Origin of the sequence: Collinsella aerofaciens (assembly GCF_001404695.1) — a bacterium.
GTDB lineage: Bacteria > Actinomycetota > Coriobacteriia > Coriobacteriales > Coriobacteriaceae > Collinsella > Collinsella aerofaciens_E.
On the sequence record NZ_CZAQ01000014.1, the window covers coordinates 1 to 26,257 of the forward strand.

17 protein-coding genes and 2 tRNA genes are annotated in these 26,257 nt (G+C 62.8%); 4 read left to right on the plus strand and 15 right to left on the minus strand.

Going from position 1 to position 26,257, the window contains the following annotated elements; genetic code table 11:
- Positions 1 to 137: 137 nt before the first annotated feature.
- The 3 genes from AQ996_RS04970 to AQ996_RS04980 form a co-directional block, all read right to left on the minus strand.
- Complete coding sequence (locus tag AQ996_RS04970) at positions 138 to 728, minus strand: hypothetical protein (RefSeq protein WP_055251574.1); 591 nt, start codon at positions 726 to 728, stop codon at positions 138 to 140.
- A gap of 326 nt (positions 729 to 1,054) precedes the next feature.
- A complete protein-coding gene (thrS, locus tag AQ996_RS04975) occupies positions 1,055 to 2,818 on the minus strand; it encodes a threonine--tRNA ligase (RefSeq protein ID WP_055251577.1) in 1,764 nt (587 codons plus the stop codon).
- A gap of 228 nt (positions 2,819 to 3,046) precedes the next feature.
- Positions 3,047 to 3,478, minus strand: a complete 432-nt coding sequence (locus AQ996_RS04980) for a double zinc ribbon domain-containing protein (protein WP_055251579.1) — start codon at positions 3,476 to 3,478, stop codon at positions 3,047 to 3,049.
- A 486-nt stretch (positions 3,479 to 3,964) separates the two neighbouring features.
- Here AQ996_RS04980 and AQ996_RS04985 point away from each other — a divergent pair, with 486 nt between their 5' ends.
- From AQ996_RS04985 to AQ996_RS05000, 4 genes are all read left to right on the plus strand, one after another.
- The gene (locus tag AQ996_RS04985) at positions 3,965 to 5,419 is read left to right on the plus strand and encodes an NAD(P)/FAD-dependent oxidoreductase (RefSeq protein WP_055251580.1); all 1,455 of its coding nucleotides are present in this window, start codon (positions 3,965 to 3,967) and stop codon (positions 5,417 to 5,419) included.
- 1 nt (position 5,420) lies between these two features.
- A complete protein-coding gene (locus AQ996_RS04990) occupies positions 5,421 to 6,767 on the plus strand; it encodes an NAD(P)/FAD-dependent oxidoreductase (RefSeq protein ID WP_055251582.1) in 1,347 nt (448 codons plus the stop codon).
- A gap of 4 nt (positions 6,768 to 6,771) precedes the next feature.
- Positions 6,772 to 7,170 carry a DUF1667 domain-containing protein gene (locus tag AQ996_RS04995; protein WP_055251585.1) on the plus strand — a complete coding sequence of 133 codons (399 nt, stop codon included), beginning with the start codon at positions 6,772 to 6,774 and terminating at the stop codon, positions 7,168 to 7,170.
- A gap of 127 nt (positions 7,171 to 7,297) precedes the next feature.
- Positions 7,298 to 8,386 (plus strand): M24 family metallopeptidase, encoded by a 1,089-nt coding sequence (locus AQ996_RS05000; protein ID WP_055251587.1) that lies wholly within the window; start codon positions 7,298 to 7,300, stop codon positions 8,384 to 8,386.
- 351 nt (positions 8,387 to 8,737) lie between these two features.
- Here the strand turns inward: AQ996_RS05000 and AQ996_RS05005 are convergent, their stop codons facing one another.
- The 12 genes from AQ996_RS05005 to selA all read right to left on the minus strand — a co-directional run bounded on the left by AQ996_RS05005 (position 8,738) and on the right by selA (position 26,145).
- Complete coding sequence (locus tag AQ996_RS05005) at positions 8,738 to 10,081, minus strand: bifunctional folylpolyglutamate synthase/dihydrofolate synthase (RefSeq protein ID WP_055251589.1); 1,344 nt, start codon at positions 10,079 to 10,081, stop codon at positions 8,738 to 8,740.
- 280 nt (positions 10,082 to 10,361) lie between these two features.
- Positions 10,362 to 13,058 carry a valine--tRNA ligase gene (locus AQ996_RS05010; RefSeq protein ID WP_055251591.1) on the minus strand — a complete coding sequence of 899 codons (2,697 nt, stop codon included), beginning with the start codon at positions 13,056 to 13,058 and terminating at the stop codon, positions 10,362 to 10,364.
- Positions 13,059 to 13,269: 211 nt separating this feature from the next.
- A complete protein-coding gene (gene clpX / locus AQ996_RS05015; protein WP_055251592.1) occupies positions 13,270 to 14,679 on the minus strand; it encodes an ATP-dependent Clp protease ATP-binding subunit ClpX in 1,410 nt (469 codons plus the stop codon).
- 1 nt (position 14,680) lies between these two features.
- Positions 14,681 to 15,301: an ATP-dependent Clp protease proteolytic subunit gene (locus tag AQ996_RS05020; protein ID WP_022095182.1), complete on the minus strand. Its 621-nt coding sequence runs from the start codon at positions 15,299 to 15,301 to the stop codon at positions 14,681 to 14,683.
- Between the two features lie 163 nt (positions 15,302 to 15,464).
- Complete coding sequence (gene tig, locus AQ996_RS05025; protein WP_172674617.1) at positions 15,465 to 16,766, minus strand: trigger factor; 1,302 nt, start codon at positions 16,764 to 16,766, stop codon at positions 15,465 to 15,467.
- Positions 16,767 to 16,853: 87 nt separating this feature from the next.
- A tRNA-Leu gene (locus AQ996_RS05030) sits at positions 16,854 to 16,937 on the minus strand.
- Between the two features lie 140 nt (positions 16,938 to 17,077).
- Positions 17,078 to 19,909: a molybdopterin-dependent oxidoreductase gene (locus AQ996_RS05035; protein WP_082435539.1), complete on the minus strand. Its 2,832-nt coding sequence runs from the start codon at positions 19,907 to 19,909 to the stop codon at positions 17,078 to 17,080.
- Entirely contained in the window at positions 19,909 to 20,811 is a 903-nt protein-coding gene (locus tag AQ996_RS05040) for an FAD binding domain-containing protein (protein WP_199574337.1), read from the minus strand. Before AQ996_RS05040 ends, AQ996_RS05035 begins: the two co-directional genes overlap by 1 nt.
- 151 nt (positions 20,812 to 20,962) lie before the next feature.
- Positions 20,963 to 22,318 (minus strand): NADP-specific glutamate dehydrogenase, encoded by a 1,356-nt coding sequence (gene gdhA / locus AQ996_RS05045; protein ID WP_055251598.1) that lies wholly within the window; start codon positions 22,316 to 22,318, stop codon positions 20,963 to 20,965.
- A 264-nt stretch (positions 22,319 to 22,582) separates the two neighbouring features.
- Positions 22,583 to 22,679: transfer RNA gene (locus AQ996_RS09800), tRNA-Sec, on the minus strand.
- Between the two features lie 41 nt (positions 22,680 to 22,720).
- Positions 22,721 to 24,691 carry a selenocysteine-specific translation elongation factor gene (selB, locus tag AQ996_RS05050; protein ID WP_055251600.1) on the minus strand — a complete coding sequence of 657 codons (1,971 nt, stop codon included), beginning with the start codon at positions 24,689 to 24,691 and terminating at the stop codon, positions 22,721 to 22,723.
- Positions 24,688 to 26,145 carry an L-seryl-tRNA(Sec) selenium transferase gene (gene selA, locus AQ996_RS05055; protein WP_070097134.1) on the minus strand — a complete coding sequence of 486 codons (1,458 nt, stop codon included), beginning with the start codon at positions 26,143 to 26,145 and terminating at the stop codon, positions 24,688 to 24,690. Before selA ends, selB begins: the two co-directional genes overlap by 4 nt.
- Positions 26,146 to 26,257 lie beyond the last annotated feature (112 nt).

The following is a 26,257-nucleotide window of genomic DNA, read 5'->3' on the forward strand; positions in this document are numbered from 1 at the left end:
GCCCACCGGCCTAATGGCTTGGCGTCAGCATGCCGCGATTCGGTCGCACGGAGAGCATTTCCCAGTTGACAAAACTATAGGAACACCCCCCATCTATGAATCCAAAAACCAAGTAATTTGCCGGTGCAACGTCTCCCTTACGTTTTGCTGGGCACGTCAAGCGGTAGCAGCTCCCTAAATGTGGAGCCACCATCGCCCACGTCCACCAGGCACCAGCGCTTATGACGATCGATCTTCTTTACACGGGCCTCTTGCCCCACCAAGGGACCCTGCTCTATGTGCAACACGCCGTCTTCTATGCGCGCCACGCTGTTGCGCACCACACCGTCGTCATCCAACACGCTGCGGTACCAATCCTGCGCATCGTCCGGCATGGGCATGTACGCCCGCTCCCTACTGCCGGCGATGCGACAGCCAAAGCTCAATTGGGCCAAAGCCCTATCGAGCGCGGCGGCATCGTGCGTGGCGACGAAGAAGTATTCCTTGTACATGGGTTTGGTTTGGATCGACCAGACGCCGTCCCGCTTAAACCAGAACTCCTTTTGCATCACAAAAGCGTCCTGCATCAACTCGTGTGGGATAATGCAGCGGACCTTTTCGCAGGTCTCGCGCTCTTTTCCATGGGGGGTGTGAACCAGATACCAGCGAACGCGGCCGTGCTGGCTGCTGGTGGTGGCGCCGTTAAAAGCGCCTGGCAGCTGCTCTTGGCGCCGTGCCGTCTGTTCCATGTTCTCGCCCCCTCTTTTGGCTTTGCGATGCACGCAAATGCAGGGGCGTTTAGAACAGGCTTCTCGCTCGCAGCTAGGCGCAGTCGCAAAAGTACAGGTTTTTGTATCTTTCGACATAGGCAATTATACGAGCAATTAATCAACGATTGCCCAGATTACGCAAAATGTTCTGCCGGTAGATACATCTCCATACCCCTCTACAAAAACCTGTACCTTTTTGTGCAACAAAAAAAGCCGCTCAACCAGCGGCTTTTCTTTTTTGGGTATGAAAAAAGGCGACCGCCCTTTGTGGACGGTCGCCTTTGTTACTTGATGTGAAGTTTGCCTTAGGCGCGGGTCTTGATCTCCTCGGTCACCTTTGCAACAAACTCGTCAACGCTCATCTGGACGGTCTCGTTGGAGCGATCGCGGACGGAGATGTTGCCGGCCTCGACCTCCTTCTCGCCCAAGATGAGCATGTAGGGCACGCGGTCGATGCTGCGAGCCTCACGGATCTTGTAGCCGATCTTCTCGTCGCGGTCGTCGCAGACCACGCGAATGCCGGCCTCCTCCAGCTTGGCGCACACCTCGTGGGCGTAGTCGCGGCTCTTCTCAGAGACGGGAAGCGCCTTGACCTGCACGGGAGCCAACCAAGTGGGGAACTTGCCCGCAAAGTGCTCAATCAGAATGCCAATGAAGCGCTCGATGGAGCCAAAGCACACGCGGTGCAGCATGATGGGGCGCTTCTTGGTGCCGTCGGCATCCACGTACTCCAGATCAAAGTTGAGCGGCATCTGGAAGTCGAGCTGCACGGTACCGCACTGCCAGGTACGGCCGAGCGAGTCCTCCAGGTGGAAGTCGATCTTGGGGCCATAGAAGGCGCCGTCGCCCTCGTTGACCTCGTAGTCCATGCCCAGCTTCTCCAGAGCGGTGCGCAGGCCCTCCTCGGCGCGAGCCCAGTCCTCATCGGAACCCATGGAGTCCTCGGGGCGGGTGGAAAGCTCAACGTGATACTTAAAGCCAAACTTCTGGTATACGGAGTCGATGAGGTTGACCACGCCCACGATCTCGTCGGTCAGCTGGTCGGGGCGCACAAACAGGTGGGCGTCGTCCTGGTTAAAGCAGCGCACGCGGAACAGGCCGTGCAAGGCGCCGCGCAGCTCGTGGCGGTGCACCAGGCCAATCTCGCCGGCGCGAATGGGCAGCTCGCGATAGGAGTGCGGCTTGGAGGCGTACACCAGCACGCCGCCCGGGCAGTTCATGGGCTTAATGCAATACTCTTCGTCGTCGATGACGGTGGAGTACATGTTGTCCTTGTAGTGGTCCCAGTGGCCCGAGGTCTTCCACAGCTGCTTGTTCATGATGAGCGGCGTGGAGATCTCCACGTAGCCGGCCTTGTGGTGGATCTCGCGCCAGTAGTCCAGCAGCGTGTTCTTAAGGATCATGCCGTTGGGCAGGAAGAACGGGAAGCCGGGGGCCTCGTCGCGCATCATAAAGAGGTCCATCTCGCGGCCGATCTTGCGGTGGTCGCGCTTCTTGGCCTCCTCCAGCATGTGCATGTGCTCGTCGAGCTCTTCCTTGGTGGCAAAGGCGACGCCGTTGATGCGGGTGAGCATCTTGTTGTCCTTGTCGCCCTTCCAGTAAGCGCCCGAGACGCCGGTGAGCTTAAAGGCCTTCAGCGCCTTGGTGTAGCAGATGTGGGGGCCGACGCACATGTCGATGTAGTCGCCCTGCTGGTAGAAGGTGATGCGGGCGTCGTCGTCCAGGTCGCCGATGTGCTCGACCTTGTACTTCTCGCCGCGCTCCTCCATAAGAGCGATGGCCTCGGCGCGGGGTTTCTCGTACACGGAAAACTTGAGGTTCTCCTTGACGATCTTCTTCATCTCGGCCTCGATCGCGGGGAAGTCGTCCTCGCTGATTTTGACGCCCTCGGGCAGGTCGACGTCGTAGTAGAAGCCGTTGTCGGTCGCGGGGCCGTAGGCAAAGTCGGCCTCGGGGTACAGGCGCTTGATGGCCTGTGCCATGATGTGCGCGGCGGAGTGGCGGATGACGTGCGTGACCTCGTCCTGCGGGAGCTCGGCCACCGAACCGTCATTGTAGAGTGCCTTCATGGGTATGTTTTCTCCTCTCGGATGCCTGATGCAAGTGCGTGCGATGCGCTCGGCGTTTTAACTTGCATCATTATAGGCAGGTTGCCTTGGTATACAAGCGCCCGCCGCACCTTAATGGCACGGCGGGCGATTTTCTACGCATGCTTCATCGTGTGGGGCGGGGTGCGCGTGTGGCTTGCGCGGGACGCGCGCTGCCCGTGGCTTGCGGCCGGCCCGGCGATGGATGCGTTACTGGATGCGAGTTCGGCAGTAGGGGCAGACCTTCCAGTGCGCATCGAGCGGGCGATGGCAGCTGGGGCAGACGTTTCGAACCTGGGTGTCGCACACCGGGCAGACGACGAAGTCCTTCTCGATGGGCGCGCCGCACTGCGGGCAGGTGCCGTACTGGGCAAGCTGGCGCTCGCGCAGAGCCATGTCCAGCTCCTGCTCCTCGCGGTCGGACGCGTAGGAGTGCGGGCGCAGGACCAGATAGGCGATAAGGCCCACAAACGGGATGAGGGCGATGATGCCCCATGCCACGTAGGCGCTGGCGCCGCGGCGGCGAGCGTCGATGAACACATAGACGACCGACAGCACATACAGGGCAATGATAAAGCCAACGAAGGCATAGACGACGCCCATAAGCTGCGGCGACATGAGCTCGGAGATGTACTTGGACATTACGGGTACCTTTCGGGATATTAACAGTCCGGTCAAGTTTACCACGGGGTTTGTTTATATGGGACCACGGCTAGGGGCGGGGCTGGCGCGGACACAAACATCTCAATCTGTAACAGGTGGGAGCGGGATCCGGGTCTAGGTGTTACAGATTGAGACGAACGGAAGGGGCGCCAGACTAACGTCTCAATCTGTAACATCTGGGACCAAATTTCCCCTCTTACTGTTACAGATCGAGACATTCAAAATCCGCCGGAAGGTTTGTCTTGATCTGTAACATCTAGAACCCAAATCATCAGCTAACTGTTACAGATTGAAACGAACGGTTGCCGTAGCTGTCGGCAGACGAGGCCAACATCCGTGCCGGGTCTCACCTCGTCTGCCGTTGGCGGGTATTGCGGGGCTGTTCGCCGCATTGCCGCCGCGCTGGGGGTGTGTAGACCGTAGGATAGTCTTATTGACAGCCTGTCAACTCGTCTGGGAGGCACTGTGACAGAAACGTTTGATATCGCGATTGTCGGCGCGGGCATTACCGGATGCGCCATCGCGCGGCAGCTAGCGCGCTATGACCTGTCCATTTGCGTGGTCGAGGCGGCTAACGATATTGCGCTGGGCGCGTCGAAGGCCAACGGCGGCCTAGTGCACGCTGGCTACGATCCGGTGCCGGGCACGGTTAAGGCGCACGTCAACGCCCGTGGCTGCGAGTTATACGGTACGTGGGCGCAGGAGCTGGGATTTCTGTTCTGCCGCACCGGTTCGATGGTGCTGGGGTTTAACGACGAGGACCGCGCGCATCTGGAGCAGCTGCGGCGCAACGGCCTTGCCAACGGCGTGCCCAGGCTGTCGATCGTCGGACCCGACCGCATCCACGAATTAGAGCCGCGCGCCAGTGCCGATGCAGCGTGCGCGTTGTGGTGCCCTTCGACCGGTTTTGTCGATCCGTTTGAGGTTGCCATCGCCGCGCTGGAGAACGCCGTGGCCAACGGGGTGACGTTTATGCGCTCCGCACCCGTAGAGGCGATTGAAGTTGCGGGCTCGGGCGACGACGCGCGCTTTACGCTGGCGACCCCCGCTGGCAACGTGCGCTGCCGCTATCTGATCAACGCCGCGGGCAACGGCGCCGCCGACATCTCGCATATGGCGGGCGCCGAGGAGTTCCAGATGGTCTGGCGTCAGGGCAACATCGTGGTGCTGGACAAGGAACCGCGTGCACTCATGCCGCTCTACCCCGTTCCCACGCCGGTGTCCAAGGGCGTTATCGTCACGGGTACCGTACACGGCAACACCGTGATCACCGCGACCGCCGCCGTGCGCGAGCCGGGCGACACGCAGACCTATGCGGACGACGTCAACGCGCTCCTGACCGGCGCGCGCAAGCTGGTGCCCGATCTGGACACGCGCCGCGTGGTGCGCGCATTTGCCGGCGGGCGTCCGGTCATTCAGGGAACGAACGACTTCTTTATTGGGCAGTCGGCCGTGGTGCCGGGGCTGTTCCAGGCGGCGGGCATCCAGTCGCCGGGCGTGGCGAGCGCGCCGGCCATTGCCGAGCGCATGGAGCTTGTGATGCGTGAGGCGGGCGTGGAGCTGCACGAGCGGGCGGACTGGAATCCAATTCGCCGCGCGCCGGACGACTTTGACCGCGCACCGCTGGCTCGCAAGGAAGAACTCATTGAGTCCGATCCCGCGTGGGGGCAGATCGTCTGCCGCTGCGAAACGGTGCCCGAGGCCGAGATTGTGGCCGCGATCCGACGCCGTCCGGGCGCGATTTCGGTCGAGGGCGTCAAGCGCCGCTGCCGCGCCGGCATGGGTCGGTGCCAAAGCGGTTTTTGCCAGAGCCGCGTGGTGGCGATCCTGGCGCGCGAGCTGGGCTGCGACCCCAGCGAAGTGCTGTTGGAGGATGCCGGATCTTGGCTGGTCGAGGGACCTTTGAAGGGGGTGCGCTAGGATGGCGGAATTCAAATCGAGTGCGATTGATTGCGGCGTCGTTGAGGCCGTGGCAACGCAGGCCTTCGACGTGGTCGTTATCGGCGGCGGACCTGCCGGCATGGCGGCCGCGCTGGCCGCGCATAAGGCAGGCGCACGCGTGGCCATCGTGGAGCGCGAGCAGCACCTGGGCGGCATCCTCCGCCAGTGCATCCACCCCGGCTTTGGCCTGTCGCACTTTAAACAGGAGCTCACCGGTCCCGAGTACGCGCAGCGCTTTATCGACCAGGTGCATGCAACCGATATTGCGCTGTTCCTGAACAGCATGGTGCTTGGGATTGATTCAGGCGAGCCTGCGGAAGACACCGCGGTCCACACCGTCACGCTCATGAGCCCTGCCGGCATGCTGCAGCTCACCGGTCGCGCGATCGTCCTTGCCATGGGCTGCCGTGAGCGCACCCGCAGCGAGATCAAGATCCCCGGCAGTCGTCCCGCCGGCGTGTTTACGGCCGGCCTGGCGCAGCGATACATCAATATCGAAAACCTCAAACCCGGCTCGCGCGCCGTCATTTTGGGTTCGGGCGACATCGGGCTGATCATGGCACGTCGCTGCACGCTCGAGGGGATTTCGGTCGAGGGCGTGTACGAGCTCATGCCATACGCCAACGGTCTGCGCCGCAATGTGAAGAACTGCCTGGATGACTTTGGCATTCCGCTACATCTATCCACCACGGTAACGCGCGTGATCGGGCACGACCGCGTGGAAGCCGTCGAGGTGAGCCAAGTCGACGAACGCCTAGCGCCCATTCAGGGGACCGAGCGCATTGTTCCGTGCGACACGTTGCTGCTTTCGGTGGGCCTGATTCCCGAGAACGAGCTTTCGGTTGCCGCGGGTGTAGAGCTTGATCCGCGCACGCGCGGCGCCGTGGTGAACCAGAGCCTGCAGACGGGCGTACCGGGCATCTTTGCCTGCGGCAACGTGCTGCACGTGCACGACCTGGCCGACAACGTAACGACCGAGTCCGAGCGCGCCGGTGAGGCTGCGGCGGCATACGCGCTGGGGAGCGGCGGGGGCGCCGTTCCGGACTGCGAGCTCACCGTCTCCCCTGCCGGCATTGCAGGATACGCGCTGCCGGGACGCATTACGGCCGTGGCATTCACCAAGCTCAACTTCCGCGTGCGCCGACCCGTCGATGCCGCTCGCGTGAGGATCTTGGCCGACGGCGAGGAACTGTTCGCCGGCAAGGTCCGCGCGTTTAAGCCGAGCGTTATGGAAAGCTTCCCGCTACCGGCAAAGGTGATTCAGCATGCGCTCGACCTAGGTGCTAGCGAGATTATCCTATCTGTCGATCCCGTTGAGGAGGCGTAAGGCCATGAGCACGAATGTGACCGAGACATTGCAGTTCAACTGCACGACCTGCCCATCCGAATGCCTTCTGACCGTAGAGGTGGAGCGCGACGCCAATGGCGCCGTGGTGGAAGTGCGCTCCGTGACCGGCAACAACTGCCCGCGCGGCGATAAGTTCGCACATCAGGAGCTCACCTGCCCCATGCGCGTGCTCACGACGACCGTGGCCGTCTCCGGCGGCGACGAAGCCCTGCTCCCCGTGCGCACGGCCGAAGCCATCCCGCTGGCACTCCACGCCCAAGCCATGGACCTCATCCGAGGTCTAGTCGTCAACACCCCCATCCGCATGGGCGACGTCGTGCTGGAAAATCTTCTCGGCACCAACATTGACTTAGTCGCCAGCATGGACATCGACCGAGCCTAAGTAGCTCATTTGGGACGGGCTCTTTTAGCTGCTTTTGCAAGGAGTGCCCCAGGTGCCGGCATAAAAGGAACGTCCCTAACTGCCGGGCTTGGGATACCATAGTGGCAGCCTAGCGAAAGGATGTTTCATGGCACATGTCGATGACCAGCGTGTGGCGCGCGTGCTCGATTCGCTCGAGGCTCAGCACCCCGGCGCGCAGCTCCTCGTAAACGACCCGTGGTCGATCTATTACCTGACCGGCTTTTATGCCGATATGTTCGAGCGTTTTTGTGGCGTGCTGCTCACGCGCGGCAGCGAGCCGGTAATCCTGGTCAACGCCCTGCACCAGCTGCCCGAGTATGACAATGCCCGCGTTGCCTACCACACCGACACCGATGTCGTGGCCAACGCCATCACACGCGAGGTCAATCCTGTCAAGCCCCTCGGCATCGATACCGTCATGCGCTCCGGCTTTTTGATGCCGCTCATGGAGCGCCACGCCGCCAGCGAGTTTTTCCTGGGCGACTTTGCCGTCACCGCCGCACGCACCCACAAGGACGAAGCCGAGCAGGAACTCATGCGCGCGTCCTCGGCCGCCAACGACGCCGTGATGGCCGACGCCATCAAGCTCGTTCACGAGGGCGTGACGGAGCGCGAAATTGCTGACCAGATGCTCGGCCTGTATCGCAAGCACAGCTGCGAGGGCTTTAGCTTTCCGCCGATCGTGAGCTTTGGCGCCAACGCCGGCGACCCGCATCACGAACCCGACGATACCGTGCTCAAGCATGGCGACGTGGTGCTATTCGACATTGGCGGACGCCATCGCAACTACTGCTCGGACATGACACGCACGTTCTTTTGGGGCGAGCCGGACGAGGAGACCGCGCACGTCTACGACATCGTGCGCCGCGCCAACGAGGCCGCCGAGGCTCAAATCGCACCGGGCGTGCGCATGTGCGACCTGGACCGTGCCGCGCGCGAAGTGATTGAGGACGCAGGCTATGGCAAATACTTTACACATCGCCTGGGCCACTCAATCGGCCTGCAGGACCACGAGCCGGGCGATGTCTCGCTGGTCAACGAGCAGGTCGTAGAGCCAGGCATGACGTTCTCCATTGAACCGGGCATCTACCTCCCCGGTCGCACCGGCGTCCGCATCGAGGACTTGGCCCTAGTTACCGAGTCCGGCGTCGAGATTCTCAACGCCTACCCCCACGATCCGGTCCGCCTAGACTAGCCAATGTGCCAAAGGGACAGTCCCTTTGGCACATCCCGTTAACGCAGTGCCACGAAAACGGGCCATCTACTACGTTTAACCCGCATGGGTCGACCATGCGGGTCTTTTTTTAAAAATGGCAAGCCCTTTACCTGCGGTTTTGATTTCGCAATTCTCGGTATGGTCGAGGGTTACCGGTCAAACGTAGTAAATAGGCCCATTTCGTGGCGAGCAAGTCAACTCGAGGCGCAGGGCAGCCAAAAAAGCCCCGTCCCAAATTGACTGCTTTTGAGTTGCGGTGATATACGGACTGTTTGAGGCTTCTGACTTGTACAACAGTCCGTATATCACCGCAACTGATGAGGGGATGGGTTAACGGAGCAGCCCCGCTACTTCGCCGGCTAGGGTGATGGTACCGGCTGCTACGAAGGACTCGCCCGCGGTATCGAAGGCAGCGAGGGCCTCGGGTACGCTCGGATACACGCCCGCAAGCTTGTCGGCATCCACCAGGGCGGCAAGCTCCTGCGCGGGCAAGGCACGATCGGAATCGGTCTGCGTCACGACCACGCGTTGGAAGGCCGGGATCAGCACGTCGACGATACCCGCCACGTCCTTATCGGCCAGCGCGGCGCACAGCAACGTGGGGCGGTTCTCCACGCACGGATCGATCTCGTCCAGCGCGCTCACAAAGTTCTCGCAGCTCTGGGGGTTATGACAGGCGTCGATCAGCTTGAGCGGATCGGTTCCCAGCACATCAAAGCGACCAGGCGTGGGACAGCCCATAAGCGACGCATCGAGCTTGTCATGATCGAGCTCGCGACCCAGATACCCCTCGCACAGCATGATCGCACACGCGGCATTCTGCGGCTGATACGCCGGCTTGACCATGCTCGACGTATAGATGGCACGCGGCGTGGTGCAGCTGAACTCCACCGTGTCGCCCACATGTGCCGGCACCTTGGTCGTGGCATGGTTCACCACCAGCGGCACTATGCCGCACTCGCGGCAACGTGCATCCATCACGCGCTGAACGCTCGCCTCGTGCGTGCCCTCGCCCAGCACAACCAGGCGTCCGGGCTTAATGACCGCAGCCTTCTCCCCCGCAATGGCCTCGAGCGTATCGCCCAAAATACGTGTGTGATCGAGCCCAATGCCCGTAATGGCGACGGCCACGGGATCGGTCGCGCTCGTGGCGTCCCAGCGTCCGCCCATGCCGACCTCGAGCACAGCAACATCAACCGCATCCTCGGCAAACACGACAAGTGCGGCAGCCGTCAGCAGGTCAAACGGTGTGATGGCATAGGCACGCTCCCCCGCCGCCACACGACGGGCATTCACGCGATGTCCCGCCTCAACAGCGGCGGAAACGCCACGGGCAAAGGCCTCATCGCTCACGACGCGCCCATCGACCTCCATGCGCTCGGGATAGCGCACCAGCTGCGGCGACGTATACAGCGCGGTCTTTAACCCCTCACCACGAAGGATGGCAGCCGAAAAACGCGTGGTCGAAGTCTTGCCATTAGTACCGGCAACCTGAATGCAATCGAAATACTCGTCCGGTCGTCCCAGCTCATCGAGCATATCGACAACCGTCTCAAGCAGAGGCCCAGCATCCCCAGAAATCCGCCCCGTATCAGCAGCCAGCCCAACAGCCTCATCAAACGAAAGCAACTCAAACGAGAACGGCACAGAATACGACCCCGAACGCTTAGCCATAACCCAAAGTCCCCCATAACAGAAAAAGAGGCCCATCAAAAAGAATGAGCCCCTCGCGTTGACAATATCAGCCTTTACCCGATTGCAGCGGAATCAAGGCCACAAGCCGGTGGCCCTGACCAACCAGATGCAAACGACCACGTAAACGAACTGGGAGCGGCCCGACGCTTTGCTCGATACAAGTTCCGCACGCAAAGGACAGCACTAAATGTGCTGTCCGTCTTGCGCAGGACTGTTCGCAGTAGCGAGCAAAGCATCGGGACGCGCCCCCGAGTAAACCTTACGAGAAGTCAGCAACCTGAGCAGTCAGCGCCGCCAGGATCTCCTTGAGCTCAGCTGCACGGTCCCTCTTCTTCTGGACCACCGCGGGCGCGGCCTTGGCCACAAAGCCCTCGTTGGCCAGCGTCTTCTCGCAGCCAGCGAGCTCCTTCTGGGCCGCGGCGATCTCCTTCTCCAGGCGTGCCTTCTCGGCCGAAAGGTCAACCTTGCCCTCGAGCACCACAAAGACCTCGACGCCGCTGTCAACAACGGCGATGCTCGCGGCCGGCTTCTCGACATCGGTGTCCATGACCAGCGAGGCGGTGTTTGCCAGCGGCTCAATGGTCGAACGCAGGCTCTCGAGCTTCTCGATGTCCTCGGCACCGGCGCGCACGACCACGTCGAGCTCCGCCTTGGGGCTTAAGCGATAACGCGAACGGGTGGCACGGGCGGCGGAAACGACGGCACGGCACAGCTCAAACGCGCGCTCGGCGTCCTCGTCAACATACTTGGCGTAGTCGGCGGGCTCGGGCCACTTGGCGATCATGAGCGCCTCGGCGCGGTCCACGTTGCCCTCGGCGTCCAGATCGAGCACGCTCGCCGGCATGTTGTCCCAGATCTCCTCGGTCACGAACGGCATGAGCGGGTGCATCAGGCGAATGGAGGTGTCGAGCACAAAGATCAGGTTGCGCTGCGCCTGCAGACGACCCTCGCCCTTCAGGCGGGCCTTGGTGACCTCGACGTACCAGTCGCAGACCTCGTTCCAGAAGAACTGCTGCACGCCGCGGGCCATGTCGCCAAAGGTGTAGTTCTCGATGCCCTCGGTGACCATCTTGACGGCCTTGGCCAGGCGGCTGAACATCCAGGCGTCGGCAGGCGTCTCCACGACGGGCTCACCGGGCGTGTAGCCCTCCATGTTCATGAGCAGGAAGCGGCTGGCGTTCCAGATCTTGGTCACAAACGACTTGGCCTGCTCGGTGCGCGGGCTATCGATGAGCTGCTTGGTCTTCTTGTCGATGTTCGCGTCGAACTTGACGTCCTGGTTGTTGGTGCACAGCGTCAGCAGGTTGTAGCGCATGGCGTCGGCGCCGTACATACCAATGAGGTCCATGGGATCAACGCCGTTGCCCTTAGACTTGGACATGCGGCTGCCGTCCTTGGCCAGGATCGTCGGGTAGATGACGACGTCCTTAAACGGCACCTCGTCCAGGAAGTACAGCGAGCTCATAACCATGCGGGCGACCCACAGCGCGATGATGTCGCGCGCGGTGACGAGCGCTGTCGTGGGGTGATGGCCCTCGAGCAGCTCCGGCTTTTGCGGCCAGCCCTGCGTGGCGAAGGTCCACAGCTGAGAGCTAAACCAGGTATCCAGTACGTTCTCGTCCTGATGAATGTGATGGCCGCCGCACTTGGGGCACACGTCGGTGTCCTCGGTGAGGGCGTCCTCCCAGCCGCAGTCCTCGCAGTAGAACACGGGGATACGGTGGCCCCACCAAAGCTGGCGGCTGATGCACCAGTCCTTGAGGTTCTCCATCCAGGTGGTGTAGGTCTGCGTCCAGCGCGCGGGGTGGAAGGTGACCCTGCCGGAGTTGACGGCGTCGAGCGCCGGCCCCTTGAGCTTGTCGACGGCCACGAACCACTGCTCGGACAGCCACGGCTCCAGCGCGGAGTCGCAACGGTAGCAGTGCATGACGGAGTGATCGAGGTCCTCGACGTGATCGAGCAGGTCGTGCTCCTCGAACCACTTGATGACGGCCTCGCGGCACTCGTCGCGGTTCATGCCAGTGAACTCGCCGTAACCCTCGACGACCACCGCGTGCTCGTCGAAGATGTTGATCTGCGGCAGGTCGTGAGCCTGACCCATGGCATAGTCGTTGGGGTCGTGGGCCGGGGTGACCTTAACGAAGCCGGAGCCAAAGTTGGCGTCGACATGCCAATCCTCAAAGATAGGGATCTCACGGTCGACGATGGGGAGCTTGACGGTCTTACCCACGAAGGCGGCCTTCTCGGGGTCCTTCGGGGAGACGGCAACGCCCGTGTCGCCGAGCATGGTCTCGGGGCGCGTGGTGGCGACGACGATGTAGTCCTGGCCGTTGACCGGCTCGGTCAGCGGGTAGCGCAGGTGCCACAGGTGGCCCTTCTCGTCCTTGTACTCGGCCTCGTCATCCGAGATGGCGGTGGTGCAGTTGGGGCACCAGTTGACGATGCGCTTACCACGATAGATCAGGCCGTCGTGGTACCAGTCGCAGAAGACCTTACGCACGGCCTGGGCGTAATCCTCGTCCATGGTGAAGCGCTCGTTGTCAAAGTCGACGGAGCAGCCCATGCGCTTGATCTGCTCGACGATGATGCCGCCGTACTCGTGGGTCCAGTCCCAGCAGGCGTCGACAAACTTGTCGCGACCGATCTCCAGGCGGCTGATGCCCTCGCTCTTGAGCTTCTTGTCGACCTTGGTCTGCGTGGCGATACCGGCGTGATCGGTGCCCAACACCCAGCGCGTGGACTTGCCGCGCATGCGAGCCATACGGACGATGGCGTCCTGGATGGAGTCGTCGGTAGCGTGGCCCATGTGGAGCTTGCCGGTCACGTTGGGAGGCGGAATGGTGACGGTGCAGTCGCCCACGCCCTCGCGGCGCTTATAGTAGCCGCCGTCGAGCCACTTCTGCAGGATCGCCGGCTCGTTGGTCGACGGATCGTAATTCTTGGGCATTTCTTCCATATATCTCTCCCTGTCCCGCCGGGGAGGAATGTAGGCCCGCTAGGGTCTGCATTCCTCCCCTTAGGTATCGATTACTTCAGTCTGATATGACTTCGCTGAGGCTTAAACAAACACACAGAATAACACAGGTAGTTGGGGTTATTGCGTATATATAAAATAGCCTCCGACCGCGGATGGTCGGAGGCTATTTGCAAGCACGTTTTTGGCTGGTTTACCCGTAGATGCGTTGGGGCTGTTCTTCGCCCTTAACCGCCGCTTCGGTTACGACGACCTTAGCGACGCCCTCCTCGCTGGGAAGGTCGAACATCGTCTGCTGAAGCACGTCTTCGCAGATGGCGCGCAGGCCGCGGGCGCCGGTCTTGCGAGCAAGCGCCATGCGGGCGATCTCGTGCAGGGCCGCGTCCTCAAACTCAAGCTCGACGTCCTCGAGCTGGAACATCTTGCGGTACTGACGCACCACGGCGTTCTTGGGCTCGGTTAGGATCGACACCAGGTCGTCCTCGTCGAGCGCCTGCGTCTGGGTGACGACGGGCGTACGTCCCACAAACTCGGGGATCATGCCAAAGGCGTTGAGGTCCTGCGGGAGCACCTGGCGCAGCAGGTCATTCTCGTCGACCGAGGTGGGGCCGGCGATCTCGGAGTTAAAGCCCACGCCCTTGTTGCCCACGCGGTCGGCGATGATCTTGTCCAGACCCACAAAGGCACCACCGCAGATAAACAGGATGTTGGTCGTGTCGATCTGCAGCAGCTCCTGCTGGGGATGTTTGCGGCCGCCGGTGGGCGGAACGCTTGCCACCGTGCCCTCAAGAATTTTAAGCAGCGCCTGCTGAACGCCCTCGCCCGAAACGTCGCGGGTAATGGAGAGGTTCTCGGCCTTGCGGGCAATCTTGTCGATCTCGTCCACGTAGATAATGCCAACCTGCGCACGCTCAATATCGCCATCGGCGGCGTTGATGAGCTTGAGCAGGATGTTCTCCACATCCTCGCCAACGTAGCCAGCCTCGGTGAGCGCGGTGGCGTCGGCGATGGCAAACGGCACCTCGAGGATGCGCGCAAGCGTCTGGGCGAGCAGGGTCTTACCGGTACCGGTGGGACCGAGCAGCAAAATGTTGGACTTGGCGAGCTCCACCTCGTCCATATCATCGTCGAGCTGCGAATCCAAGCCGTCATCAAAGGCCGAAAGCGCAGCACCGCCCTCGATCACGCGGCGGTAATGGTTGTACACGGCAACCGACATGGCGCGCTTGGCGTCCTCCTGACCCATGACATAGGCCGAAAGCTCGTCATAGATCTCATGCGGCGTCGGCACATGCGTAATGACCTGGCGAGCGTCGTCCTCGAGCTCAAAGCCCTCGGCCTCGGGGTCCATGGCAGGCTGGGACGCAGCCTGGCCGTGGTCGTTGAGGAAGCCCGGCAGCTTGCCGTTGCGGGCAGCATCCATAAAGTCCGAAGCCAGCGACTCCTCAAGGATCTCGGAGCAGGCGGCGACGCACTCGTCGCAGATAAAGATGTTGGTAGGGCCCTTTACAAGACGGCGAACCTGCCCCTGTTCTTTTCCGCAGAAGGAGCAGCGGATGGGGTTGCCGTTCTCGTCAAAGTTGTCCTGCATGTTACCGGCCATCCTAGGCGTCCTTCGCAGCAAGGTCGCGCGAGGTGACGATACGGTCAATCAGACCGTAGTCGAGGGCCTCGGCAGCGGTCAGGTAGTTGTCGCGCTCGGTATCGGCCTGGACCTTCTCGATGGGCTGGCCCGAGGCGTCGGACAGGATCTGGTTGAGCTCGCGGCGGGTCTTTTTGATCTCTTCGGCCACGATCTCGATCTCGGTCTGCTGGCCCTGGGCACCGCCACTGGGCTGGTGAATCATGACCTTGGAGTGCGGCAGGCAGAAGCGCTTGCCCTTGGCGCCGGCCGAAAGCAGCACGGCGGCCATAGACGCGGCCATACCCACGCAGATGGTGGAGACCTGCGGCTTAATGAAGTTCATGGTGTCAAGAATCGCCAGGCCGGAGTAGACCTCGCCACCAGGCGAATTGATGTAGAGCGAGATATCCTTCTCGGCATCCTGGCTCTCAAGATGCAGCAGCTGGGCAACGACCAGGTTGGCGCTGACGGAGTTGATCTCCTCGCCCAAGAAGATGATGCGGTCGTTGAGCAGGCGCGAATAGATATCGTAGCTGCGCTCGCCGCGCGGCGTCTGCTCGATAACGTATGGCACGAGGGCGGAATCGAACTTAGCGATCATACGCATCTCCATTTCTCTCTTACGGACCAAATTGGTTCTAGATAAACGTACGGTGCCCGCATGCTATGCATTGGCTGACACCGTACGAAGCAACCGGATAACCGGTGTATAACTTTACCCCATCACGGGCGCACGCATGCGCTCATGGGCAAGGTGGCGAGAATTACTCGGCGTCCTTGGCGGTCTCGTCGACCTCGGTCACCTTGGCGTTCTCGACCAGGTGGTCGACGGCCTTGGAGCGACGGATGGACTCGCGGACGGCAGGCATGCGGCCGTCGGCGATGAACTCGGCCTTGGAAGCCTCGACGTCCTTGACGCCAGCCTTCTCGAACTCGGCGTTGACGTCGTCCTCAGTGACCTCGATCTTGAGCTCGCGGGCGAGGGCGTCGAGCGCCAGGGACTCACGGGCAACGTCGTTGGCCTGCTTGTGCAGGTCGCCGATGAACTGCTCCATGGTCAGGCCGGAAGCGGGCAGCCAGGTGTCCAGCGTCATGCCGCGGGCAGCGAGGTTGGACAGGAAGTTCTGGCCAAGCTCCTCAAAGACGGACTGCTCGTAGTCGGCGTCCATCTCCTCGAGCTGCAGGCGCTCGGCAAGAGCGGAGACGCAACGGTTCTCCTTCTCGGCCGGGAGGCGGGAAGCCTTGTCCTGCTCGATCTCGATCTTGATGGCGTCGCGCATGGCGTCGATGCTGTCGAAGCCAAAGTCGGACTTGACGAGCTCGTCGGTGAGCTCGGGGGTGTTGCGGACCTTGATGCCCTTGACGGTAACCTCGACGGTGTGGGTCTCGGCCTCCTCGCCCTCCTCGGCCTCGTCGGTCCAAGTGACGGTCTTGACGTCGTCAACGTTGGCGCCGATCAGGGCCCCGTTGAACTCCTTGGGGTTGCTGTCGCTACCGGCGATGAGCATGCGGCCCTCGGCGGCAAAGTTGTCGGCGTTCTCGACGGCCTTGAGGTCGACGGTGACGTAGTCCTCGGCCTCGACGGCGCGACCCTCGACATCCTCGAAGGTGGCACGGTAGTTGAGGAGCATCTCGACCTGATTGTTGATCTCGGACTCGGTGACCTCCGCAGGGGGCATCTCGATCTCGACAGCGTCGAAGGAGGAGAGCTCAGCGGCAGGACGCAGGGAGAACTCGACAGTGTAGGTGTAGTCCTCGTGATCCTTGGCGAGGTCGAGCTCCTTGTAGTCACCGCTCTTGGTGGGGACGATGTCCAGCTCGTTGAGGACGGCAGGCTCGTTGGCGGCGATCAGGTCGTTGGTGGCCTGAGCGAGGGTAGCCTCGGCGCCAAGAGCAGAGTCGATAACCGGACGGGGGGCCTTACCGGCGCGGAAGCCCGGGAAGCGGTACTTCTTGGCGGTGTCCTTGTAGGCCTTCTTGATCGCGGCGTCGACGTCGGCGGCCGGGATGGTGACCGTAGCGGTGAGCTTGGCGTCCTTGACGTCAGAAGCGGTGATGTTCAACACGTTCCTCCTCATACTGCCCAGCTTATCTGAGGTGCTGGTACCTTTATGCAACAAGCGTCGCGAGGGCATAAGCCGACGCGGGTGCGTTGGTGCGGGCGAAAGGACTCGAACCTTCACGGGAATCCCACCAGAACCTAAATCTGGCGCGTCTACCAATTCCGCCACGCCCGCATGAGCGCACAGACTAGGAATGATAGCAGATACGAGCGATAAGCGCACGCACACGTTTTACAGGCTCACGACCTCACCACGAGTGCAAAAGGCGGGACGAGTCGCCCCGCCCCGCCAATTACGACTTGTTCGCTGACCCGCTACTCCCCCAGCAGGGCCTTCTCGGGCGTGATCGGCAGCGAGCGAACCTGATGTCCGGTGGCGTGCGCCACGGCCGAGGCAACGGCGGCGAGCGGCGTGTTGATGACGACCTCGCCGATCGACTTGGCGCCAAACGGACCCGTCGGCTCGTAGCTCGGCTCAAAGGCCACGCGAATGCTGCCGATATCCAAGCGCGTGGGCAGCTTGTAGCTCATAAAGTTGCCGGTGCGCAGACGGCCGCGGTCATCGTGCTCGACAATCTCGTAGAGCGCGTGACCGATACCCTGGGCAATGCCGCCCTCGGCCTGGACGCGCGCGAGCGCCTCGTTGATCACGGTGCCGCAGTCAACGGCCGCTGCATAGTCCACCACAGTCACCTTGCCGGTGGCCTTGTCGACCTCGACCTCGGCAATGCCGGCCATAAACGGCGGAGGCGAAACGGGCAGGCAGGCAGAGGCGTGCGAGGTCAGCGCGTCACCGCCCGAAATGTTCTTGACGCACAGGTTGGCAAAGTCGCGCAGCGTGAGGTAGTGGCCGCGCTCACGGGCGGCGCGCTCGTCGGACAGGCGCACGTACTGGCCATCAAAAACCACGTCGGCGGCGTCCACATCCCACATCTGGGCTGCCTTGGCGCAAATCTTCTCGCGCAGCTCGGTCGCGGCGTTCTTGGCGGCCAGGCCCGTCACGTACGTACCCGAGCTCGCGTACGAGCCGGCGTCGAACGGCGACACATCGGTGTCCACGCCGCGCACCACAATGAGCGAGCTCTCCACGCCCAGCTCCTCGGCGGCAATCTGCGCCAGAATCGTGTCGACGCCCATGCCGTTATCGGTGGCGCCGGTGCCGATGGTAATGAAACCATCCTCTTCCAGGCGCATGTCGATGCCGGCGATATCCACGTTGGAGATGCCCGAGCCCTGCATGGTGAGCGCGCAGCCCAGGGCGCGCACGCGATCGCCCAGGTCCACGGCCAGCGGCTTGTCGCGCCAGCCGATCATGTCCATCGCGCGCAGCAGGCAGCGGTCGAGCGCGCAGGCGTTGAGCTTCTCGTTGTAGTACTGCGGCATGACCTCGCCCTCGCGCACAATGTTCTTAAGGCGCAGGTCGGCGGGGTCCATGTGCAGCATGTCGGCGAGCTCGTTGACGGCGCTCTCCACGGCAAACTGGCCCTGGGTGGCACCGTAGCCACGATACGCGCCGCCGCGGTTGGTATTGGTGTAGACGGCGTCCCAGCTAAAGCGGCTCGCCTTCACATGGTTGTAAATCGGCAGGCTCTTGTGGCCCGAAAGCCCGATCGTCGTGGTGGCGTGCTCGCCGTACGCGCCGGCGTTGGAAAGCGTGTGCAGATCGATGGCCGTGATGGTGCCGTCGTTCATGGCGCCCAGCTTAACGGTCATCTGCATCTGGTGACGCGAGTTGCCCGCGGTGATGGTCTCCTCGCGGGTGTAGCAGCAGTAGCTCGGACGGCCGGTCTGCTGCGTCACAAACGCCACGAAGATCTCGCAGCAGCCCGTCTGCTTGGAGCCAAAGCCGCCGCCGATGCGCGGTTTAATAACTTGCACCTGCGACTGCGGAATGTCGAGCGACTGCGCGACCATGCGGCGCACGTGGAAGGGCACCTGCGTAGAGGTGGTCACCGAGATGCGCCCGAACGCGTCGGTCGTCGCAAAGGCGCGGAAGGTCTCCATGGGCGCGGTCTGCGTGGCCTGGCTGGTGTAAGTGCGCTCAAAGACGATGTCGCTCTGGGCGAATGCCTCGTCCAGGTCGCCAAAGTCGCTGGTACCGCTGCACACCAGGTTGCGGGGCACATCGCCGCCCTGCGGGAACATAAAGGTCACGTCGCCCTCGGGGTGAACCACGATGTCGTTATCGAGCGCCTGGGTAAAGTCGAGTAGGGGCTCGAGCACCTCGTAGTCGACCTTGATGAGCTTGAGCGCCTTGTCGGCGGCCTCCTCGGTCTCGGCGGCGACAATCGCCACCTCCTCGTTTTGGTAACGGACGAGGTTCTCGAGGATCAGGCGGTCGTAGGGACTCGGCTGCGGATAGCTCTGACCGGCAATGGTAAAGCGGCGCTTGGGCACGTCCTCGTAGGTGTAGACGCCCACCACGCCGGGCACCTTCAGGGCACGCGACGTGTCGATGGAGCGGATCTTGGCGCGGGCATACGGGCTGCGCTTGAGCTTAACGATGAGCGCGCCGGCGGGCACCATATCGCCCGTGTAGACGGGACGGCCCTCGAGCAGGGCCTTAGAGTCCTTCTTGGGCTGCTTGTGGGTGATCTGCTTGTAGGTGACGCCGTCGCAGCTGGTGTCGTTGACCGGCAGCTCGGGCATCTCAAAGCCCACCTGTACGCCAGACTCGTTAAGGAAGCGCACGATGGCGCGCAGCTGGCTCTCGTAGCCGCTGCAACGGCAGAGATTGCCGGCAAGCTGGCGCGAGAGCTCCTCGCGCGTGGCAACGAGGCTCGGGTCCTCCTTGGCGGCGCGGGCAAGCGACAGCACGTTCATGATGAGGCCGGGGGCGCAAAAACCGCACTGCTCAGCGCCTTCGGCGGCCATGGCGCGGGCAAGCGCCTCGGACTCGGCCTTGAGACCCTCGAGCGTGGTGATGGAGCGGCCCTCAACGCGCGCGGCGGGAACCGAGCAGCTCAGCACCGGGTCGCCGTCGAGCCACACCGTGCACAGACCGCAGTTGGTGGTCTCGCAGGCGCAGCGCACCGACGCGCAGCCCTGCTCACGCAGCAGCGAAAAGAGCATGGTATCGGGGGCAATCTGAACCTTGACCTTGCGGCCGTTGAGCGTAAAGGAAAGATCGATGAGTTTGGCAGCCATTAGCGCACCTCGCTAGAATCGACGCCGGGCACGCGGCGGCAGGAATACTCGTCCGTGGCAAACTTAGGAATCTGCACGCCCTCGAGCTCGCGGGCAAGCGCAGCCGAAAGCTCGATGCCGGCGGCGCGGCACACGGCCTGGATCGCCAGCGGCGCCGAGATGCGGCGGCGGTAGTCGGCCGAGCCCCACAGGTTGGTGCCGTAGCTCAGCGCGCGTACGGACGCGGCCAGGGCGCGCAGCTCGTCCTCGGAAGGCTGCTCGTTCACCAGGCCGCATGCCTCGCCCTGCAGCAGGGTCGCGCGCAGCGGGCGGGCGCCCACGGTGACATGCCAACTGTTATCCCACCAGGCGGCGGTGACATTGAGCGAGGGAAAGTCGGTCGCGGCCTTGCGCACGGCCTCGTAACTTGCACGGTAATCATGCTTAACGACCACAACATGCTCGATCACGTCGCGCACGTAGCCCATGTTCACAAACTCGGCGAGCGGCACACGTCCGGCACCCGTCAGCTCAACGTACGAATCGAGCGCCAAAAAGGCCGAGAGCACGTCCGAGAAACCAAAGCGGCCGTAGATGCTGCCGCCCACCGTGGCGGTATTGCGCAGCTGCACACCCACGATGTCGTGGACGGCAAACTCAAAGACATTGTTGACGAGCGCGTTGAGCTCGGCATGGCGCTCGAGCTGGCGCAGGGTGCACATGGCACCGATGCGAAACTCGGTCTCGGTCTCCTCGATCTGATCGAGTCCGCAGGCCGAAAGGTCAATCGCCGTCGCCACACGACGCGAACCCAGGCGCATCCAGATACCGCCGCCCACAATCTTGTTGTTGCGGTTCTTCTGCAAGAGCTCATAGGCTTCGGCCGCGTTTCCAACACGGACGTAGGTACCGAACTTGAGCACGTTCTCCCCCATCTCTTTACTTGTCCAGTACCCCTAAGTGTACCAAACGAGGGCGCACGACCCTCGCCACCATAGAAAAAGGCTCCCGGCAGGAATTGCCGGGAGCCTTAGCGCATCAGCTGGCGCTGTACGGAGCTATGTCAAGCTGGATTTAGCAGACGCCTTGGGCGAGCATGGCGTCGGCGACCTTCAGGAAGCCGGCGATGTTGGCGCCCATGACAAAGTTGCCCTCCTGGCCATACTCCTTGGCGGTGTCGTCCACATTGTGGAACATGCCGCGCATGAGCTGCTCGAGCTTGCCGTCGACCTCCTCAAAGGTCCAGGACAGGTGCTCGGCGTTCTGGCTCATCTCCAGGCCGGACACGAGCACGCCGCCGGCGTTGGCAGCCTTGCCGGGCATAAAGGCGACGCCGTTCTCCTGGAAGTAGTTCGTGGCCTCGATGGTCGTGGGCATGTTTGCGCCCTCGCCGACCACCTTGCAGCCGTTGGCGACGAGCGCCTGGGCGTCCTCGAGCAGCAGCGTGTTCTCGCGAGCGCAGGGCAGCGCGATATCGCAGGGCAGCTGCCACACGCCGCGGCCGTCGCCCTCGTGCCACACGGCGTTGGGCTTCTCGTCGACGTACATGGCGAGCGTGACGCCCTTGTCGTGGCCGGAGCGCTTCTTGTTGTAGACATGCTCGAGCACGGTGTAGTCGATGCCGTCGGGATCCTCGACCCAGCCGTGGGTGTCGGAGCAGGCCAGCACCTTGCCGCCGAGCTGGGAGACCTTCTGGACAGCGTAGATGGCGACGTTGCCGGAACCGTGAACCACAACGTTCTTGCCCTCGAAGGAGTCGCCACGGCTCTTGAGGTACTCGTCCACAAAGTAGACCAGGCCGTAGCCGGTGGCCTCGGTACGGGCGAGCGAGCCTCCAAAGGAGAGGCCCTTGCCGGTGAGGACGCCGGTCCACTCGTTGGTCAGGCGCTTGTACTGACCGAACATGTAGGCAACCTCGCGGCCGCCAACGCCCAGGTCGCCGGCGGGAACGTCGGTGTTGGGGCCAATGTGGCGATAGAGCTCGGTCATGAAGGACTGGCAGAAGTGCATGATCTCGTTGTTAGACTTGCCCTTGGGGTCAAAGTCGGAACCGCCCTTGCCGCCGCCCATGGGAAGGGTGGTCAGGCTGTTCTTGAGGATCTGCTCCAGGCCCAGGAACTTGAGCATACCCAGGGTGACCGTCGGGTTAAAGCGCAGGCCGCCCTTGTAGGGTCCAATGGCAGAGTTGAACTCGACGCGGTAACCGCGGTTGACCTGGACCTTGCCCTGGTCGTCGACCCAGGGAACACGGAACATAACGATGCGCTCGGGCTCGACGAGGCGCTCAAGCAGGGCGGCCTCCTCGTACTCGGGGTGGGCGTCGAGCGCCGGCTGGATAGTGCCGAGGATCTCGGTCGCGGCCTGGATGAACTCAGGCTGCTCGGGATAACGGGCCTTGAGCTCGTCGAGAACTTTCTGCGTGTAGCTCATGCTTCCTCCAATGATGGGAAACGAAAAATGTCGGTCGCGGCACCCTATGCGCCACGAACTTTATCGAGTATGGATAATATCGCACTGTTGCAACAAAGTTTCGCATAAGCCGACGAGTAGATGTTTCGTTTTGATTACGATGCAGGTAGAAGCGTTTTTGAGTGCCTGACGTGCAAAACCCGTGTTTCAAACCTGTTTCGTCCATATGGTCCATACCACCACAAAGGGGACAGGCACCTTTGTGGTGGTTTTGGCAAGATGCGTTGGCGGGAACGTATGTGAATCGAACACATCCAAGACGTTTTGCACGCCTCGCAACGGTTTTGAGGACCGCGGGGCCCACCGGAGCCCATCCGCTCCCAAACATGGCGGTATTTTACCAAACTAGCAATACGACGACCCCTAGCGCAGCGATCTTAGGCCGCCGGCATCCTTGTCGAGCGTCGTAAAGCGCACCGCATCCAGGTGCTCCAGGATGCTAATGGCTCGTTTGCGCGACACGCCCAGGGCCTCGCGCAGTACGCTCGTAGTGGCAGCGCCACCGGCAGCCTCGATAGCCGCTGTAACGACCTCACGCGCATGTGCCTCGGCGACAGCGGACAAGGCAACGTCGCGTTCGATCTTAACGATCGAACGGTTGAACGAAAGCTCGCGCAGGGCACGCGTCATGGTGTCGCGATCAAGGTGCAGCTGCTCGCCCACCTCGGAAAGCGTCGGCGCATCGAGACCCGCCTCGTCCAGCAGGGTCACAATGCGCTGACTAGCCTCGCGTACCACGCGCATCGCTGCAGCGGCGGAATGCGGGTCGAACACCTTGGCACCGTCCACGGCACACACGCCGCGCGAACAGCCCTCGAGGACGAGCACGGACGCGACGTCTTCGCCCGCTGTCGGCCAGGCGGCATGCGCGACCTCGCCCAGCGTGAAACCCGTCTGCTTGGGCGCGACCCTGTGCATGGCGGCCAACGTGTCGGAGAGCGCGACGAGGGCGACATCGAGGACGGCGGGAGTGGCATAGAGCTCCTCGGTCGAGCGCTCGGCATGAAGCGCCACAGCGTCACCCGAGGAAACCGTCCCGTGCAGGAGCGCTGCCGCCTCGGCGCCCGAAAGATCGAGAGCACGGGTTACGGCCGCGGCGGGCACGGGCAGGCACTGCAGCCCCAACCATGCGACAACGGCGGCGGCACGGTCGCCAGCATCCAGAGCCCCAAGCAACGCGCACTCGCCCGCGGAGAGGTCGCGCGAGCGGCGGCACCGCGAAAGAAGAACGCGACCGCCGCCGATAAGCGCCACCGGCGAGAACGCAAGCACGATGAGGCCGTCGCCCGATCGCACGGGAAGGCGCTCCTCCAGACGAACCTGCACGATGCGGGTCTCGCCAGCCTCAATGGGTCCCTCACCCTCCATGAGCATGATACGGCCGAGGACCTCCGCCGTGCCCGCCATCACGTGCACGCGCGCGCCGGACTCGAAGGGCGCGGGCTTGGTGCCCTCGCGCCCCAGATACGTGAAGCGCGCGATGAGCCTGAGCGTCGAACCCTCGGCACCAGACCCGCAGAGGGCCTCGCCGCGCGGAAGGTCGGCCGCACCATCGCCCACGATGTTGAGCGCCACGCGCTGTCCGGGCAACGCCCGAAGAGTATCGCCATGCACCTGAATCGCGCGCACGCGACAGCGCACGCCCGCGGGACTCGTGACGAGCTCGTCGCCCACCGCTACGGGGGCATCGTGAAGCGTGCCCGTGACGATCGTCCCGGATCCCTTGATGATAAAGCAGCGGTCGATGGGCAGTCGCGGGGCCAGACTGGGGCGCACCGGGCGGGATGCGGCATCGGCCAGGAAAGAGTCGATAGCGGTATCGAGGGCAAGGCGAACGTCCTCGATACCCGCACCTGTGCGCGAAGAAACGGACACCACAGGCGCATCGGCAAAGACGGTATCGCCGAGAAAGTCCATCACATCGAGCTCGGCGAGCTCCGCCGTCTCGTCATCGGCCAGATCGCGCATCGTGAGCGCGACAACCATGTGCGTCACACCCAAAAGCTCCAGCACGCGAACATGCTCGCGGGTCTGCGGCATCACGCCCTCAACGGCAGAAACCACCAGCAACGCAACGTCCACGCCGGTGGCGCCCTGCACCATCGCGCGCAGGTAGTGCGCATGCCCGGGCACGTCGACCAAGCCGACAAGCTTGCCGCTCGGCAGCACCAGCTCGCCAAAACCGAGCTCCGTGGTCATGCCTCGGCGCCGTTCGACCTCCAGGCGATCGGGGTTTTTGCCGGTCAGCGCTTCGATGAGCGCCGACTTTCCGTGGTCGACGTGCCCCGCCGTTCCAACGACAACGGGACATTCGACAAGCTCGCACGCACTCATCGATGCAAACCCGCCCGCACGGCATCGGCCAACGCAGACGCGCACAGATCAAGATCGGTATCGTGCAAAAGCGTGCGGACGTCAAACAGTACCTGTTCGTGCCGCACGCGCGTGACGACCGGCGTGTCGGGTTCCTGAACCATGGCGCGCTTCAGGCCATCGGCAGATAGGCGCCCATCGACGGGGCAAACGGCAACGCAAAACGTCGGAAGCTCGACGGTCGGCAGCGACCCGCCGCCCGGGGCAGAGGCTCCCTCGACAACCTGCAGCTCCACCGCGTCCTCGCACTGGGTCTCGCGAAGCTTGCGCAGCATGCGGTCATGCAGGCGCTTTGCCTGACGCTCGAGCGGAGCCGGCGCACCGGAAAGCATGTTGAGCACCGGGATCTCCCGATGCGCCGTATCGGAGCCGGCCACATACAGGCGCAGGGTGGCCTCGAGCGCCGCGAGCGTGAGCTTGCCGGGGCGAAGCGCGCGCATAAGCGGATGAGAGGCGCAGGCGGCAATCGCCTGGGCGCTGCCGAGAATAATGCCTGCCTGCGAAGCGCCGAGCAGCTTGTCCCCCGAGCACGAGACAACGTCGGCGCCGGCGCAAAGCGAGGCGGACGTGGGCTTTTCCCCCGCATCGGCGAGCACCCCGTCTGCAAGCAAAGCGCCCGAGCCTTGGTCCTCGTAAAGCAAAAGGCCATGTTCATGCGCCAGCGCAGAAAGCTCCGCCGCCGAGACCTCCTCGTGAAAGCCCTCGATACGGTAGTTTGAAGGATGAACTTTCAGGATCATCGCCGTGTTGGGCGTAATGGCGCTTCGATAATCATCCAGATGCGTGCGGTTGGTAGAGCCCACCTCGACAAGCTTGGCGCCCGAGGCCGCCATGATGTCGGGGATGCGGAAGCTGCCGCCCACCTCGACAAGCTCGCCGCGGCTCACGATGACCTCTTTGCCAGCCGCGTGCGCGGCAAGCACCAGCAGCACCGCCGCGGCATTATTGTTGACGACCAGGGCGTCCTGCACCCCCGTGAGCGTGCGCAGCAGACGCGCGGCATGCTCCTTGCGGCCCCCGCGAGTACAGGTCGCGACGTCGTACTCGAGCGTGCTGTAGCCGCGAGCGACATCGGTCACCGCCCGCACCGCTGCGGGAGCGAGCGGAGCACGGCCCAGATTGGTGTGAATCACAACGCCCGTCGCGTTGACGGCGGGGCGCAGGGTCGGTAGCGACAGGCGGTGGCACCGCCGCTCGATAGCTAAGGCAAGCTCACGTTTGTTCCTTGCGGGGGCGCCGGAGCGAATCGCCGCGCGCTCGGCATCGAGCTCGGCATCAATCGCCTCGCGCACGATCGTATCGCCCGCATCGCCGGCAGCCTTCATGACCGGCCACTCGGCCAGCAACTCGTGGACAGCGGGAATGGAGCGCAGGCGGTCGCGCACCTCGGCGGGCATGGATTCGCAGTCGCTCATGGAAAGCCTTTCGACATATGCAATAAAAAGCAGGTCCCCCATGGTCGTCATTTGTCAAACAATGGCGACGCGTACGCAAAAGGGACAGGTCCATTATGGCAGCTCGCGGCAA